We start from the raw sequence: 15,174 nt of genomic DNA, 5'->3' as shown, positions 1-15,174 counted from the left end.
ACTTGCCTTCTCTCTAATAACTTAATTTGCTTGTGCTTGAGAACAAGCTCATGACATACGCAGAATTAAAAGATTTCACTTTTAAATCTCGCCACATAGGTCCAAGCAGTGAAGATGAAGCATTTATGCTTCAATATCTTGGTTTTAAAAACTCAGAAGAATTTATATCTGCTGTTATCCCAGATGAGATATTTGATTCAAAACATCAAGTCTTCTCAATTCCTGATGGGTGTGATCAAAATCATGCCTTAAAAGAAATAAATACAATTTCAAAGAAAAATGTTGAATATCGTTCGCTAATTGGACTTGGTTATTTCTCTACAGTTATTCCACCTGTTGTGCAAAGAAATGTCTTGGAAAACCCTAATTGGTATACTGCGTATACTCCATATCAGGCAGAAATATCTCAAGGTAGATTAGAAGCTTTATTTAACTTTCAGACTTTAATAAGTGAATTAACAGGATTACAAATATCAAATGCATCTTTACTTGATGAAGCCACTGCAGCAGCCGAGGCAATAAGTTTGAGTTTTGCTGTTAGAAAAAATAAAAATGCTAGAAAATTTTTAATAGATAAAGAAACATTACCTCAAACATTTGATGTATTAAAGACCAGATGTGAACCTTTAGAAATTGAACTTGAGATATTTAATAACAATAATTTTCAAATTGACAATAATGTTTTTGGAATTTTTCTGCAATTACCGGGAAAAAATGGTCGTATTTGGGATCCAACTTCAATAATTAATCAAGCACATAATTTTGATGCTCTTGTAACTGTTGCAATAGATCCTTTGGCTCAAGTTTTAATTAAACCTATGGGAGAATTTGGGGCTGATATTGTAGTTGGAAGTGCCCAAAGACTTGGTGTTCCTATCTCTTGTGGTGGACCACATGCTGCTTTTTTTGCAACTAAAGAAATATACAAAAGGCAAATACCAGGAAGAATAGTAGGACGCTCAGTTGATGTAGAAGGTAATCCCGCATTAAGACTTGCTCTTCAAACAAGAGAACAACATATTAGAAGAGATAAGGCAACTAGTAATATTTGTACTGCACAAGTTTTATTAGCCGTTCTCTCTTCTTTTTATGCAGTACATCATGGCCCAGATGGTCTTACATCAATTGCAAAAAAGATTGTTAAATATAGAGCATGTTTTGAGTCTATTTTAAGTAATTTAGAATATCCGATTGATTCATATTCAAGATTTGATAGTATTGATATTTATTGTAAGGAAGCTGCTCACATTATTCAATTAGCTTCTGATGAAGGATATAACTTAAGAGTATTACCTATTGGATCAGATATTATAAATTCGAGAGGTTTTGGGGTGACTTTTGATGAATTAACTTGTGATGAGGAAATATATAAACTATATCAAATTTTGGCTGAGATTAAAGGAAAAAAAGTTCAAGATATTTCTACTTTTTTCGATCACAATGTATCACTAAGTCAAATTCCACTTAGAGATAAGCCTTGGCTTCAGCAATCAGTATTCAATACATATCAAAGTGAGACTGAATTAATGAGATATATACATCATTTAGTCTCGAAAGATTTTTCTTTAGTTCATGGGATGATTCCTCTTGGGAGTTGCACAATGAAATTGAATGCTGCAGCTGAACTTTTACCTATTGAGTGGAACGAGTTTTCTTCTATTCATCCTTTTGCTCCTAAAAATCAATTAGCTGGATTTGAAGAAATTATTAATGATCTTGAGAGTTGGCTATCTTCTTTAACTGGTTTTGAAGGAGTTTCTCTTCAACCAAATGCCGGTTCTCAAGGTGAATTTGCTGGCTTACTTGTAATACGTTCATGGCATATGTCACGTGGAGAAGGGCATAGAAATATTTGTTTGATTCCTACAAGTGCTCATGGTACTAACCCCGCCAGTGCGGTTATGTCTGGATTTAAGGTGGTTTCTGTTAAATGTGATGATTATGGAAATGTTGATTTAGATGATTTAAGGAATAAATCAAAAACTCATTCAACTAATTTGGCTGCATTGATGGTTACATATCCTTCAACTCATGGGGTTTTTGAACCAAATATTCGCGAAATTTGCCAAGTAATCCATCAAGAGGGAGGTCAGGTTTATTTAGATGGTGCAAATTTGAATGCACAAGTAGGTATTTGCAGGCCTGGATCTTACGGTATTGATGTTTGCCATTTAAATTTACACAAAACTTTTTCAATTCCTCACGGAGGAGGGGGACCTGGAGTTGGTCCTATTGCTGTTGCTTCTCATTTAACTCCGTATCTACCTGGTCATTCAATTGTCAATTGTGGTGGTAAGAATGCTATTTCTGCTGTTTCAGCAGCTCCATTTGGAAGTGCTGGAATATTGCCAATTAGTTGGATGTATATTCGAATGATGGGTAGTGATGGATTACGCAAAGCTAGTTCGATAGCAATTCTTTCTGCTAATTATTTGGCAAAAAGACTTGATCCTTATTATCCAGTTTTATTTAAAGATCCTAATGGTCTAGTTGCGCATGAATGCATATTGGATTTGCGCCCTTTAAAGACTCAATTGGGCATTGAAGTTGAAGATGTTGCTAAGAGATTGATGGATTATGGATTTCATGCTCCAACAATCAGTTGGCCTGTCGCCGGAACCTTGATGGTTGAACCTACAGAGAGCGAGAGTTTATCTGAATTAGATCGTTTTTGTAATGCGATGATTGGCATAAGAGAAGAAATTGAGCAAATAAAATCAGGAAAAATTGATCCAATTAATAATCCTTTAAAACAATCGCCACATACTTTAAAAACAATTACTTCTGATGATTGGGATAGACCGTATTCTCGTAAAGATGCAGCTTATCCTTTACCCAATCAGGAAAAATATAAATTTTGGCCATCAGTTTCACGTATCAATAATGCTTATGGAGACAGGAATTTGATATGTAGTTGCCCTTCAGTTGAAGATTTAGAAGAAATTAATTCTCTGTGAAGACTGGTTAAAACTTGTTTTATTAGTTAAATTTCAAGCGAAAACCGATTTTTTGGTTTTTTTTTATATGTTTTGCAGGTTTTTGAGATTAATCTTTCCTGCAGCTTTAAATCACATGGGGACCATATGAACAAAAAGACATCTTTTGATTTTCCAGATCAATTAAAAAAAAAGGATGATTTGTCCTTGCCTTCTTTTTCTAATTGCATTGAATCAGCTTTAAACAAAGGCGAACTTTTACAAGTTTCTGGAACTAATGTAGTTCGAGTTCCTTTTGGGGTACGTCAGCCTAAGAAACAAAGGCCAGCAAGAGCTTCTAGATGGGCGACCTTAGTATTACCTTTGCAATCATTTGATTCTCCTACTCCACCTCCTCATGCTGCCTAACAATTAAGCAGCAATATTTGATTGGTTTTTTTCAAGCACGTCTTGGTAATAAGTTCTTAACTGTTTTGTAGCTCCTGCCCATCCCCACCTTTCAGCTTCTTTGCGAGCTGCTTTTCTCATTACTGTTCGCTCTACTTCATTACCTAATAATTTTTTTGTAGCCTCAATTAAACTTATTGCTCCATCATTTTCTCCATCTGGATTATAAAGACATCCATTTGCGCCATCAGAGATGATATCTGGTATTCCACCTTTATTTGCTCCTACAACTGGACATCCAGCAGCCATTGCTTCTAAAAGTACTAATCCCAATGTCTCTGTACTTGATGGAAACAAGAATGCATCACCAGAGGCATAAGCACTTGCTAACTCATTTCCACTTAAATATCCCACAAAGGTAGTAGAGGTCCCTTGAAAAATCTTTTCTAATTGTTGTCTGTATGGACCATCTCCAACAAGTGCTAGTCGAGTGGTAGGCAATGCTTCAAGAACAGGTTTTATTCTTTCTATTTGTTTTTCAGCTGAAAGTCTTCCTACGTAAATCAACAAAGAACCTTCATCACTAAAGTTTCCTAATAGGCGACTTCTCATTTGTGCATCTCTTAATTCAGGTTTGAAAATATCTGTATCAACTCCTCTTTGCCATAGAGCGGTATTTTGAATGCCTTTCTCCGAGAGTTCTTGCACCATTGCAGTTGAAGTACAGAGATTTAGAGTTGCTTGATTATGAGCAGCTTTTAATAATTCCCATAAAAGTGGCTCTAACATCCCCATTCCATAGTGTTCTAAATATTTAGGTAAGTGAGTGTGGTAACTCGCTACTAGTGGAATATTGTTTGTTTTTGCTAGCCAAATTCCACCCAACCCAAGTACTGCAGGATTAACTACATGAATTAGGTCTGGTTTAAAGTTCTCTAATTCATCTGATACACCAGGGCCAGGAAGTCCTAATTTTAACTCTGGATATAAAGGTAAGGGCATTGCTGGCACACCGACAACCTTTGCACCCATGTAGCTTGATGGACAGCCTTCTGGACAAAAAACAGTAACTTCATCACCTAATTGAACTAGATTTTGAATTGTTTTGGTTAAACGCGTTACTATTCCGTCCACTTTGGGTAGGAAAGTTTCTGTAAAAAAAGCTATTTTCACTGAGCGATTCTTTTCAAGATTGTGAATTTGTTTATGGTTTAAGATTTAAGTTTTATTTATTGCTTTTGCTTGGGTTGATGTCCAAGCTGATACACAGGGTATTCGTTTTAAATCACATCTACCAGAGTATTTTTTGGCAACATCTACAACCTCTGCTAAAAGTCCATTATCTAGAGTTGTCGGATCTAATCCGAGTTCAATAAAACATCTATTATCGACTATTAAATCATTTTCTACAGCTTCGTTCCTTGGGTTTGGAAGATAATTAATTTTTGCTCCAGTTAGAGAGGCTACTTTCTTAGCTAATTCTCCAACTTGATGACTCTCTGTCATTTGATTGAAAATTTTCACTCTTTCACCTTTATCAGGAGGGTTTTCTAGCGCTAGTTGTACACATTTGACTGAGTCTCGGATATGAATAAATGCTCTAGTTTGTCCACCGGTGCCATGAACAGTTAATGGATATCCAATAGCAGCTTGCATTAGAAATCTGTTTAATACCGTTCCATAATCACCGTCATAGTCAAAGCGATTAGTTAGTCTTGGGTCACGGCTTGTAACTTCTGTATTTGTTCCCCAAACAATTCCTTGATGAAGATCAGTGATTCTAATTTGGTCATTTTTGTTGTAGTAAAGAAAAAGCAATTGATCAAGCGTTTTTGTCATGTGATAAACGCTGCCAGGACTAGCCGGATGCAAAATCTCTTCTTCAAAACGACTCCCATCTGGTTGAGGTACTTCTACTTTTAAGTAACCTTCAGGTATCGTTGCTCCTCTGTGGGAGCCATAGCCATAAACACCCATTGTTCCTAAATGAACAATGTGAATATCTAATTGTGATTCAACTATTGCCGCAAGAAGGTTATGAGTACCATTTACATTGTTATCAACTGTATATCTCTTCGTTGCACTGCTTTTCATAGAATATGGAGCGGCACGTTGTTCAGCAAAATGCACGATTGAATCTGGCTTTTCTTCTAATAAAAGATCCAAAAGCTTTTGATATTCTGAAGCAAGGTCTAAATGAATAAACTGAATAGGTTTTCCACCTATCTCAGACCAAGCTTTAATCCTTTCGCCAATACTTGAAATTGGAGTTAAGGACTCAACTTCAAGATCTATATCAATTTTTCGACGACTTAGATTATCAACGATGAAAACATCGTGACCCTTGTCAGCAAGATTTACTGCACAAGGCCATCCGCAGAAGCCATCACCACCAAGAACGAAAACTTTCACTCTAAACTCCAAAAGAAAGAGCAAATGCTCATATTATTCAAGCTACTACAAGCGTTTCACTTGATTGTTAATGAATATGCAATAAGCCCAATTACAAGGATAACTCCAGCAAGGGTAAAAAGCCAAGAACCTTTGTTGCCACTGCTTTCTTTTGTAAGTATTTCAATTTTTGGCTCATCAGCAAAAACATTAAGCCTGCCTTGACTTTCTTTAGTGACTGCCATGGTTTTTTGTTTATTAGAGTATAACGTTACTAATTTTTAACGTAATGATCTAATTATTTGAAATAACTCCATCGGACGGAGAACTTGCTTTGGCAAGAGTGTTCTCTTGCAGTCTTCCAGATGAATAAGCATCTCTTCCTGCCTCTGTGGCTTTATAAAAGGCTCTAGCCATCAAGACCGGATTTTTTGCTAAAGCAATAGCACTATTTATTAGAACCCCATCAGCACCCATTTCCAAGGCTTGGGCTGCTTCACTGGGAACTCCGATACCTGCGTCAACAATTATTGGGATTTTGGCTTCTTCGATAATCATGGCAATGTTTGAAGAATTTTTTATGCCTTGAGCAGATCCAATGGGAGAACCAAGTGGCATAACAGTTGCGCATCCAATTTCTTCAAGTCTTTTTGCAATTAATGGATCGGAATTAATGTAAGGAAGAACAGTAAAACCTTCTTTTATTAATTGCTCTGCTGCTTTTAAAGTTCCAATAGGGTCGGGTAATAAATATTTTTTGTCGGGAATAACCTCTAATTTGACAAAATTATTATTTTCTTGACCAGCGAGTTTGGCTAACTCTCTTCCTAATCTTGCAACTCGAATAGCTTCTTCTGCATTTGTGCAACCAGCAGTATTTGGAAGCATCCAAATATTTTTCCAGTCTATTGTTTCAAGTAAACCTTTATGACCTTTTTCTTGGTCTTGAATTCTTCTAATTGCTACAGTAACTATTTCACATTTTGTATTGATTAGACTTTTTTGCATGACTTCTATTGATGAGTATTTACCAGTCCCAACGAGAAGTCGACTTTTGAATTCTTTGCTTCCTATTTTTAGTAATTCACTGTCTTTTTTCATGGTTTGAAATATGATTAGTTTAGATAAGACTAGAAGCCTTTTCTTTCTAATAATTGATCTTTGCCTTTTCCTATTATACGTTCAAGCCTTTTAATTTGTGAGATTGCAGTTTTATTTTTAGGATCTATTTTTAAAACCTTTTGATAATTTTTATAGGCTTCATTTTCGTTCAGTAAGCGTTGATAAGCGAATCCAAGATTATTTAGTGCTACAGGATATTCAGACTTTGCTGCCAATGCTTTTTTGTAATGAATTACTGCGGATTTAAAGTCATTTTGTGCAGCCAGTGCGAACCCTAATGCATTTTCTATTAGAGCTTTTGCTTCTTCTGGCTCACCATTAAGTTTTTTTAATGCTTGTTTTAAAGTTGATGTTGCTTGGGGATATAGCCTTTTCTTCAATTGAACAGATGCTAATTCATACATTTTTGCTGAATCTTCTTTTGTATTTGAATCTTCTTTCTCTAATTTTATGAGCTTGAGTTCGTCTGTTCTGACTTTATAAAGTTGTCTTCCTACTAAAATAGCAATGACTAATAAAAGTAAACATAGTCCAATTAAATAAGTTTGAGGAAGATTGATCTCCATTGATTTAATCCTCAGGTATTAAAAGATTAGATGCAGGATAAAAATTTATTTTTATCATATTATTTATTTTGAAATAGCTTTTTACACTAGTTATTTTAATCAATGCATTTATTGTTTATAAACAAATAAAACGATTCAAGGATATTTAACCTTTTGCATTAATTGAAATATTTGTGAAAGTTTTTGGATCTGTAACTGCTAGCTGAGCCAACATTTTTCTATTGATTCTAATGTCAGCTTTTTTTAAGCCACCAATCAGTTTGCTGTAGCTCAATCCATTTAACCTAGCTGCTGCATTTATTCTTGCTATCCAAAGTCTTCTAAAATCACGCTTTCTTCTTCTTCTATCTCTATAAGCATTACAAAGAGCCTTCATTACTCTTTGATTAGCAGTTCTAAACAGAGTTCCATTGCCCCCTCTAAAGCCTTTAGCTAGACGAAGGATTTTGTTTCTACGTTTTCGAGCAACATTGCCTCTTTTGACGCGTGCCATAATTAATAATCAGAAATCAAGAATCAATTGAATTAAATAATTTTCTACAGAAGAGTTATGCATAAGGCAGCATAAGACTGACATTTTCTGCATCACGTTCGTCTACGACTGCTTTTGTTTTAAGGTGCCTTTTTAATTTAGGGCTCTTATGGTCGAGTAAGTGATTGTGAAATGCACGACGTCTCATGAACTTGCCAGTACCAGTTGCTTTGAACCGCTTTGCAGCAGCTTTGCGGGTCTTGAGCTTTGGCATTGATGAAGCATAGTTAGTTTATAAGAATACGTCCTTAAGCTCACTTAAGCCAACCCAAAATTATTAAATTCTTCCTTGAAGGAGATTTTTGTTGTGATTAAGAGTTATTTTCATGCTCAAAAGCCTTTCATTTCTTGTAGCTTCCTTCTCTTGGTTGGGATGCAACATGCAAATCAAGATTATTTAGCTAATTCATCTCAAGCAAAGCGTTTTCCAACTCATCAGCCACCTCCCAAGACGGTTTTAGCAAGCACAGAAAAAAATGTTTTGCTTGTTGGGTTAAAACCCTATTTAGGGAAAGAAATCATTAATAATAAAAATTCACCATCTCTAGCGCTTGTAAGCAATGGAAGAAACTTGATCTTGAAAGATTCTTCTGGAGTTATTCGAAAGGCGCAAGAAATTAATATTGGTTGGCAAGTTAAACTATTAACAAACCCAAAAATATTTATTCGTCAAATAATTGGTCCATTAGCAAGTTTTGAATCTGCGGAGAGAGTGGCAAATAATTTAAAAGAAAAAGGTATTAAATCTACTATTGCGCATCCATCAGATTGGGAGGTTTGGGTATCAGGAGATATTAAGATTCCTCAATCCATCAAATCGACTTATCAAAAAATAAAGGTTTCTAAGTCTGTTGTTCCTTATTTAGATGGAAACAATGGGAGGATTGCCCTCAAAGGGCCTATTTATTTGTATGCCCCAGATGGTTTGCTATGGGAAAATGGACTATACTCTGGTCCATTTTCGATCCAATTAGATTCTTACGGAAGTTGGACTTTAGTTGAGCATGTTCCTTTAGAAAGATATCTCAAAGGGGTTGTTCCTTATGAGATTGGCTCTAAGTCTCCTGAAGCAGCTCTGGCAGCTCAAGCAGTGCTAGCAAGAACATGGGCAATAGCTAATAGTCATCGATTCAAAGTTGATGGATACAATCTCTGTAGTGATACACAATGTCAGGTTTATAAGGACCCTTCTAAAGCCAATAACAAAATTAAAACAGCTATTAAAAAAACTGCTGGTAAAATTCTTACTTGGGATCAACAGCCAATAAATACTGTTTATCATGCTACAAATGGAGGTGTCATGGCATCTGTTGACGAAGCATGGTCAACTGATCCAGTTCCTTATTTGAAAATGCGTTTGGATGGACCAAAATCTTGGTCTAGTTCAGTTAATTTACCTTTATCAAATGAAAAACATTTGAAATCTTTTTTATTCTCTGACTCTGAGGCCTTTGGTTCTAGCCACCCACTATTCAGATGGAATAGAACTTTAGATTCCTTGCAGATATCCAAACAATTAAATAAAGCTCAAAAAGTTTCTAGTTCTTTTTACCCAACAAAAATTAAGGCTATAAGACGAGGAAAGAGTGGAAGAGTTACTGCTTTGAAACTTGAAGGAAATTCTGGCTCAGAAATTTTGCTCAATCTTGATGAGATTCGACGTGTTCTTAGACAATTGCCAAGCACGTTATTTGTTGTTAAAGAAATTAAAGAAGGTAAATGGCTTTTTTCCGGAGGCGGTTTTGGACATGGAGCCGGAATGTCGCAGTCTGGGGCTATAGAGTTAGCAAAAAATGGGTGGACTACTAAACAAATTCTCTCCCATTATTACCCAAAAACAAAATATGGATTTTTGCCTTAGTGATGACAGCAACTTAGAGTTATTAGTTGATAAAGGGATTACTCCATGGCTTTAGCCAAAATTAGTGGAGAAAACCGACGCACTAAGTCAATATTGTTTCTGATTTGCTGTGCTTTTGTAGGTATCTTTCCCCATTTGCTTGAACCTGCCAAGAATTTATTCCCATCAATAACTCTGGCTTTTATCTTGGGGGGATATGGGTTGCAAGTCGTTTTAAGAGATCGGAGAGACAATTATCAATTACAAAATGAACAGATAATTAAGGATGAAAAATTTTATGAATCCCTCCCAACCGTTGATGTATTGGTTGCTGCACGTGATGAAGAAAATGTAATAGAGAGATTAGTTACCAGACTTTTATCAATTGAATATCCTGAAGAGAAAATATCTCTTTGGATAATTGATGATGGAAGTCAAGATAATACACCTAATTTATTAAAACAATTAAGTGAAAAATTTTCTAATATAAATATATTCAGTCGAACAAGAATGAGTGGTGGTGGAAAATCAGGAGCGCTTAACTCTGTATTAAAAAAAACCAAAGGAGAGTGGTTATTTATACTAGATGCTGATGCACAACTACAGAGCAATGTATTAATTAGAGCTATAACTCTTGCTTTGCATGGTGGTTGGTCTGCCGTTCAATTAAGAAAAGCAGTTATCAATTGTGAATTGAATCAAATTTCTTCTTATCAAGCAATGGAGATGGCAATGGACGCTGTTATTCAGAGAGGTAGACTTGCTACCGGAGGGGTTGCTGAATTAAGAGGTAATGGTCAATTAATAAATCGGAAAGTTCTAGATAGTTGTGGAGGTTTTAATGAACAAACTATCACTGATGATTTAGATTTAAGCTTCCGTTTTTTATTAACTAGATCTCCTATTGTAATAATGTGGGATCCCCCTGTTCAAGAGGAAGCAGTTGACTCAGTTTCGGCTCTTTTTCGACAGAGAAAAAGATGGGCTGAAGGAGGACTTCAAAGATTTTTTGATTATTGGCCATTATTAATTTCTAATCGCCTTACCAATTTAAAGAAATTAGACTTGACTTGCTTTTTCTTATTACAATATGTCTTACCAGTTGTATCATTTATAGACCTTCTTTTTTCTATTATTTTATTTGAAATGCCATTATTTTGGCCCTTATCTATAGTCGCATTTGGTATTTCTAGTTTAGCCTATTGGAAAGGTTGCTCTGCAAAAAGTGAAGGTCCGAAATTACCATCACCTAATTTTATAAATGTACTTGGAGCAACAATTTATCTTTCGCATTGGTTCATCGTTATACCTTTTATAGTTTTTAAGATGTCATTATTTCCTAAGAGTTTAATTTGGGAGAAGACCAATCATTCTGGCTCTTAATTTACTAATTGTATTATTCAAGATTTACAATTTCCCCATTAAAAAATTCAGCAAATTGTTTGGCTTTTTTATCGATAGAGTCTTGATCTAAAGTATCTTTTTCTTGTATAGATCTTTTTTTGTCCAAATCAATTTTTTTACTTTCAGCATTAGTTGTTAAACTATCTTTTTTTTCTATTTTTTTAGAAATATCTTTATCAACTTTTGTAGTTGATGATTTATCTTTTTGCTGTATTAAAATAATTTTTGTTGAAGATCCTCTGGCTTTGAAAAAAGCATCTTCAATAAGATTTTTTCGACTTTGAATCATATTTATCCATTTCCCAGAGATAGCTATTTCAGCAGACTCTGAGTTTAAATTGATTAATTTTGCTTGTTGAGAAAGTAGCATTTTTGTTGAAGGTAGTTCTAGCATTGCTATTACTTTTTCCCAAATATCATCAAGATTATTTTTTTCATCGTTTAGTTGTGATTCTTTTTTAGTAAATATTTCTTGAGTCATTTGTTGATTTCTATTTGAATTAATTTCTTCAGATATTTTGTTTGAATTGACTACTTCTGAATCTTTTGATTTCTTTTGTTCAAGAAATGATTGCTTAATTGTATTTTTTTCTTTTGAAGTTTCATATGACATCATTCCAAGTAACTGTATTTCTAGCCATAATTTTGGTTGATTACTACTTCTGATAAAATTTTCAGATCCTTTTAACTTTGCTTGAAGATTAAGTATTTGATTAAGATCAGTTGAATTAGCCAGGGCTTTTAAGCCTTCACTATTTTCTTGAGATATATTGCATAATTCATTGTTATTATTAGCAACTTTTTTAATAACTAGGTCTCTTAATATAGATGCTATTCCTTGCAAGATAGCATTAGGTTCTTTTCCTTTATTAATTAAGCTATTGCAAGTTTCTAAAATAGAATTTGGATCTTTATTTATAAGTGATTTGGCTAATTGAATTAATTCTTCTTCAGGAACAGCCCCTATAAGATTTATGATGTTTGCTTGAGTTATTGGTGGGGGAAATAAGCTGACTTGATCAAGCAAACTCTCTGCATCTCTTAGTCCCCCTTGTGAGTGCTTAGCGATCAATAATATTGCTTCTTCGTTGATCAGAATACCTTCTTTGGTAGCAATTTTGCTTAAATGATTTTTTAAATCATTTAGACTTATTCTTCTAAAGTCAAAACGCATACATCTACTAAGAATTGTAGGTAGAACGCGTTGAGGATCAGTTGTGGCAAGAATAAATACGACTTGTGGAGGTGGTTCTTCTAATGTTTTAAGAAGTGCATTAAAAGCTGCAGTTGAAAGCATATGGCATTCATCTATCACATAAACTTTCCACCTAGCTTTTACAGGAGCAAATCTTGCTCTTTCTATTAATTCACGAATATTTTCGACACCTGTATTTGAAGCTGCATCAATTTCAATGATATCTAATGCATTGCCTGAGTTAATGCCTTGACAGAGTTCACATTCACCGCAAGGTACTGTTGTGGCTTTTACACTTTTTAAGCAATTTAAAGACTTTGCAAAAATTCTTGCACTTGAGGTTTTACCTGTGCCTCTAGGTCCAGAAAATATATAAGCAGGGGCAATTCGATTACTAGTTAGAGCCTGTTTTAATGTAGAAGTAATTGGGTCTTGGCCAACAAGCTCGTCAAAGCGTGAAGGCCTATATTTATGGTGTAAAGGTTCATAAGCTTTTATCATTTGCAATGAAACATATATAAGGATTTAATCTTTATTTATTTGATCATAATGTAAGTTATCAGTCATTGATTAGAATCTTGACGAATTTTATTTTTGAAAATTTTATATTTTTTTAGTTAAAATTCAAAAAATTATTAAAAATTTTATTTAATTTAGGCAGATTCCTTAACGATTCTTTTTTCATTTGATAAGAGAGGAACAACTTTTCCACCTGTAATTTCATCGACCATTGTTTTTGTTATGTTGAAACTTTTAATCTTGGTTTGAGATGGAAGACTATACATAAGATCTAGCATAATTTCCTCAACAATTCCTCTTAAAGCTCTTGCACCAGTTTTTCTTTTATAAGCTTCTAGTGCAATTGCTTCAACAGCGTCTTCGTCAAATGAAAGTTCTACATCATCCATACTTAATAAGGTTCTAAATTGTTTCACTAGGGCATCTCGAGGCTCTGTGAGAATAGATTCAAGTGCTTTTGCATTTAATGGTTCTAATATTGCACTAACAGGCATTCTTCCAATAAATTCTGGGATTAGACCATATTTCACAAGATCATCAGGTTCTAAATCATTGATTAAGTCTCCCCCTGTACGATCCCGATTGGATTTAGTTCTAGCTCTACTTTCATTTGGTATGAAACCTATTGAATTTTTTCCAAGTCTTTTTTGAACTACATCTTCTAGACCAACAAATGCTCCACCACATATGAAGAGTATTTGGCTTGTATCAATTTGAATAGAGTCATGATATGGATGCTTTCTTCCTCCTTGGGGTGGAACGTTAGCTACAGTACCCTCGAGCATTTTTAAGAGTGCTTGTTGGACTCCTTCTCCTGAGACATCTCGTGTGATGGACGGGTTTTCACTTTTTCTAGCAATTTTGTCAATTTCATCGATATAAATTATTCCTCTTTGTGCTAAATCCACATCCATATCTGCTTTTTGAAGCAGACGTAAAAGAATGTTTTCTACATCTTCTCCAACATATCCGGCTTCAGTGAGAGTTGTTGCATCAGCGACGGCAAATGGAACATCAAGCATTTCAGCTAATGTTTGCGCCAGTAAAGTCTTTCCACATCCGGTTGGTCCAATTAATAAAATATTAGATTTTTGTAATTTTGTTGCTGTTATATCAGTCTCGCCTGACCCGTCTCCTTTCCATGCAAGTCTCTTATAGTGATTATAGACAGCGACAGATAAGATTTTTTTTGCTGGTTCTTGTCCAACGACTTGATCATCTAAAAACTTTTTAATTTCAATAGGCTTTGGTATTGAGGCCAAAGTTGGGGCAGGTTTAGGGGTATTGGTTGGTGCAGCTTTAGCTTTACGACTTTGTGACTGTCCTCCTGATTGATGATTTGGATTATCAATTAGTTCTTCATCTAAAATTTCGTTGCATAAGTCGATACATTCATCGCATATGTATACTCCTGGACCAGCGATGAGTTTCCTCACCTGGTCTTGGGCTTTGCCACAAAAGGAGCATTTAAGATGGGCCTCAAATTTTGCCATCGAGCTCTTTAAAAAAGTAGGGGTTTGATAGACCGATCATGAATATTATTCAGTCTCAATTAATAGGATCATTGAGGATTAGTGACTTGTCAGCTTTCCTTAATGATTCATATGGAGTTGAGATTGGAAACTACTTTGTCGATCAGGCCATATTCAACCGCTTCTGCGGGAGAAAGGAAGTGGTCTCGGTCGGTGTCTTCTGAAATCTTTTCAATATTTTGTCCAGTATGCTCAGCCAAGAGCGAATTCAGAGTCTCTTTTAAGTATAGAATTTCTTTTGCTTGAATTTCAATTTCTACAGCTTGACCTTGAGCTCCACCAAGAGGTTGATGGATCATTATCCTGGAATTTGGCAATGCAAGTCTTTTCCCTTTGGTCCCTCCAGAAAGAAGAAAAGCGCCCATGCTTGCTGCAAGTCCATAACAAATTGTTATGACATCAGGACTGATTTGGTGCATGGTGTCATAAATAGCTAGCCCAGCCGTAACTGATCCTCCAGGGGAATTAATATATAACTGAATATCTTTTTCTGGGTCATCAGCTTCTAAAAAAAGCATTTGGGCTACCAATGCATCAGCTACTTGATCGTTTACATCGGTTCCTAGAAAGATGATTCTTTCACGAAGTAATCGAGAATAAATATCAAATGCACGATCTCCTTGACCTGATTGTTCAATTACTGTTGGTAGCACTCCTGGTCCAGAAAGCAAACAGGAGTTATTCCAAAAACTATTAATGGGATGATTACGTTTGGCTTCAATCAACTTAAAAGTTTAGTTAGCTAACACT

Annotated in this window: 14 protein-coding genes; 4 read left to right on the top strand and 10 right to left on the bottom strand. The window is 35.1% G+C overall.

The window, feature by feature from the left end:
- Nucleotides 1-50 precede the first annotated feature (50 nt).
- The gene (gene gcvP, locus DNJ73_RS09315; RefSeq protein WP_158467440.1) at nucleotides 51-2,957 is read left to right on the top strand and encodes an aminomethyl-transferring glycine dehydrogenase; all 2,907 of its coding nucleotides are present in this window, start codon (nucleotides 51-53) and stop codon (nucleotides 2,955-2,957) included.
- Nucleotides 2,958-3,083: 126 nt separating this feature from the next.
- A complete protein-coding gene (locus DNJ73_RS09310) occupies nucleotides 3,084-3,344 on the top strand; it encodes a hypothetical protein (protein WP_158467439.1) in 261 nt (86 codons plus the stop codon).
- 3 nt (nucleotides 3,345-3,347) lie between these two features.
- Here the strand turns inward: DNJ73_RS09310 and DNJ73_RS09305 are convergent, their stop codons facing one another.
- From DNJ73_RS09305 to rpmI, 7 genes are all read right to left on the bottom strand, one after another.
- The gene (locus DNJ73_RS09305; RefSeq protein WP_158467438.1) at nucleotides 3,348-4,496 is read right to left on the bottom strand and encodes a glycosyltransferase family 4 protein; all 1,149 of its coding nucleotides are present in this window, start codon (nucleotides 4,494-4,496) and stop codon (nucleotides 3,348-3,350) included.
- Nucleotides 4,497-4,541: 45 nt separating this feature from the next.
- Complete coding sequence (locus DNJ73_RS09300) at nucleotides 4,542-5,735, bottom strand: NAD-dependent epimerase/dehydratase family protein (protein ID WP_158467437.1); 1,194 nt, start codon at nucleotides 5,733-5,735, stop codon at nucleotides 4,542-4,544.
- 56 nt (nucleotides 5,736-5,791) lie between these two features.
- Complete coding sequence (locus DNJ73_RS09295; protein WP_158467436.1) at nucleotides 5,792-5,959, bottom strand: high light inducible protein; 168 nt, start codon at nucleotides 5,957-5,959, stop codon at nucleotides 5,792-5,794.
- 49 nt (nucleotides 5,960-6,008) lie between these two features.
- Nucleotides 6,009-6,815 (bottom strand): thiazole synthase, encoded by an 807-nt coding sequence (locus DNJ73_RS09290; RefSeq protein ID WP_158467435.1) that lies wholly within the window; start codon nucleotides 6,813-6,815, stop codon nucleotides 6,009-6,011.
- 29 nt (nucleotides 6,816-6,844) lie between these two features.
- On the bottom strand, nucleotides 6,845-7,402 hold the full coding sequence (locus DNJ73_RS09285; RefSeq protein ID WP_158467434.1) for a tetratricopeptide repeat protein: 558 nt from the start codon (nucleotides 7,400-7,402) through the stop codon (nucleotides 6,845-6,847).
- Between the two features lie 145 nt (nucleotides 7,403-7,547).
- A complete protein-coding gene (gene rplT, locus DNJ73_RS09280; protein ID WP_158467433.1) occupies nucleotides 7,548-7,895 on the bottom strand; it encodes a 50S ribosomal protein L20 in 348 nt (115 codons plus the stop codon).
- Nucleotides 7,896-7,950: 55 nt separating this feature from the next.
- On the bottom strand, nucleotides 7,951-8,148 hold the full coding sequence (gene rpmI, locus DNJ73_RS09275) for a 50S ribosomal protein L35 (RefSeq protein ID WP_038654742.1): 198 nt from the start codon (nucleotides 8,146-8,148) through the stop codon (nucleotides 7,951-7,953).
- Nucleotides 8,149-8,241: 93 nt separating this feature from the next.
- Between rpmI and DNJ73_RS09270 the strand changes: the two genes are divergently transcribed.
- Together DNJ73_RS09270 and DNJ73_RS09265 are read left to right on the top strand one after the other, a co-directional pair.
- Nucleotides 8,242-9,795 (top strand): SpoIID/LytB domain-containing protein, encoded by a 1,554-nt coding sequence (locus DNJ73_RS09270; protein WP_158467432.1) that lies wholly within the window; start codon nucleotides 8,242-8,244, stop codon nucleotides 9,793-9,795.
- Between the two features lie 45 nt (nucleotides 9,796-9,840).
- Nucleotides 9,841-11,157 (top strand): glycosyltransferase, encoded by a 1,317-nt coding sequence (locus DNJ73_RS09265; protein ID WP_158467431.1) that lies wholly within the window; start codon nucleotides 9,841-9,843, stop codon nucleotides 11,155-11,157.
- 13 nt (nucleotides 11,158-11,170) lie between these two features.
- On the opposite strand, the gene DNJ73_RS09260 is transcribed toward DNJ73_RS09265, so the two are convergent.
- From DNJ73_RS09260 to clpP, 3 genes are all read right to left on the bottom strand, one after another.
- On the bottom strand, nucleotides 11,171-12,874 hold the full coding sequence (locus DNJ73_RS09260) for a DNA polymerase III subunit gamma/tau (protein ID WP_158467430.1): 1,704 nt from the start codon (nucleotides 12,872-12,874) through the stop codon (nucleotides 11,171-11,173).
- 152 nt (nucleotides 12,875-13,026) lie between these two features.
- Nucleotides 13,027-14,385 carry an ATP-dependent Clp protease ATP-binding subunit ClpX gene (gene clpX / locus DNJ73_RS09255; RefSeq protein ID WP_158467429.1) on the bottom strand — a complete coding sequence of 453 codons (1,359 nt, stop codon included), beginning with the start codon at nucleotides 14,383-14,385 and terminating at the stop codon, nucleotides 13,027-13,029.
- 107 nt (nucleotides 14,386-14,492) lie between these two features.
- Nucleotides 14,493-15,149 carry an ATP-dependent Clp endopeptidase proteolytic subunit ClpP gene (gene clpP, locus DNJ73_RS09250; RefSeq protein WP_158467428.1) on the bottom strand — a complete coding sequence of 219 codons (657 nt, stop codon included), beginning with the start codon at nucleotides 15,147-15,149 and terminating at the stop codon, nucleotides 14,493-14,495.
- Between the last annotated feature and the right edge of the window lie 25 nt (nucleotides 15,150-15,174).

This window comes from Prochlorococcus marinus XMU1408 (assembly GCF_003208055.1).
GTDB classification, from domain to species: Bacteria; Cyanobacteriota; Cyanobacteriia; order PCC-6307; family Cyanobiaceae; genus Prochlorococcus_B; species Prochlorococcus_B marinus_A.
This window is presented reverse-complemented; position numbering and strand designations above follow the sequence as displayed.

Coding starts and splice junctions, on each gene's coding strand:
- gcvP (WP_158467440.1), top strand. CDS start 51: ATGACATACGCAGAATTAAAAGATTTCACTTTTAAATCTCGCCACATA.
- DNJ73_RS09310 (WP_158467439.1), top strand. CDS start 3,084: ATGAACAAAAAGACATCTTTTGATTTTCCAGATCAATTAAAAAAAAAG.
- DNJ73_RS09295 (WP_158467436.1), bottom strand. CDS start 5,959: ATGGCAGTCACTAAAGAAAGTCAAGGCAGGCTTAATGTTTTTGCTGAT.
- DNJ73_RS09290 (WP_158467435.1), bottom strand. CDS start 6,815: ATGAAAAAAGACAGTGAATTACTAAAAATAGGAAGCAAAGAATTCAAA.
- DNJ73_RS09285 (WP_158467434.1), bottom strand. CDS start 7,402: ATGGAGATCAATCTTCCTCAAACTTATTTAATTGGACTATGTTTACTT.
- rplT (WP_158467433.1), bottom strand. CDS start 7,895: ATGGCACGCGTCAAAAGAGGCAATGTTGCTCGAAAACGTAGAAACAAA.
- rpmI (WP_038654742.1), bottom strand. CDS start 8,148: ATGCCAAAGCTCAAGACCCGCAAAGCTGCTGCAAAGCGGTTCAAAGCA.
- DNJ73_RS09265 (WP_158467431.1), top strand. CDS start 9,841: ATGGCTTTAGCCAAAATTAGTGGAGAAAACCGACGCACTAAGTCAATA.
- DNJ73_RS09260 (WP_158467430.1), bottom strand. CDS start 12,874: ATGATAAAAGCTTATGAACCTTTACACCATAAATATAGGCCTTCACGC.
- clpX (WP_158467429.1), bottom strand. CDS start 14,385: ATGGCAAAATTTGAGGCCCATCTTAAATGCTCCTTTTGTGGCAAAGCC.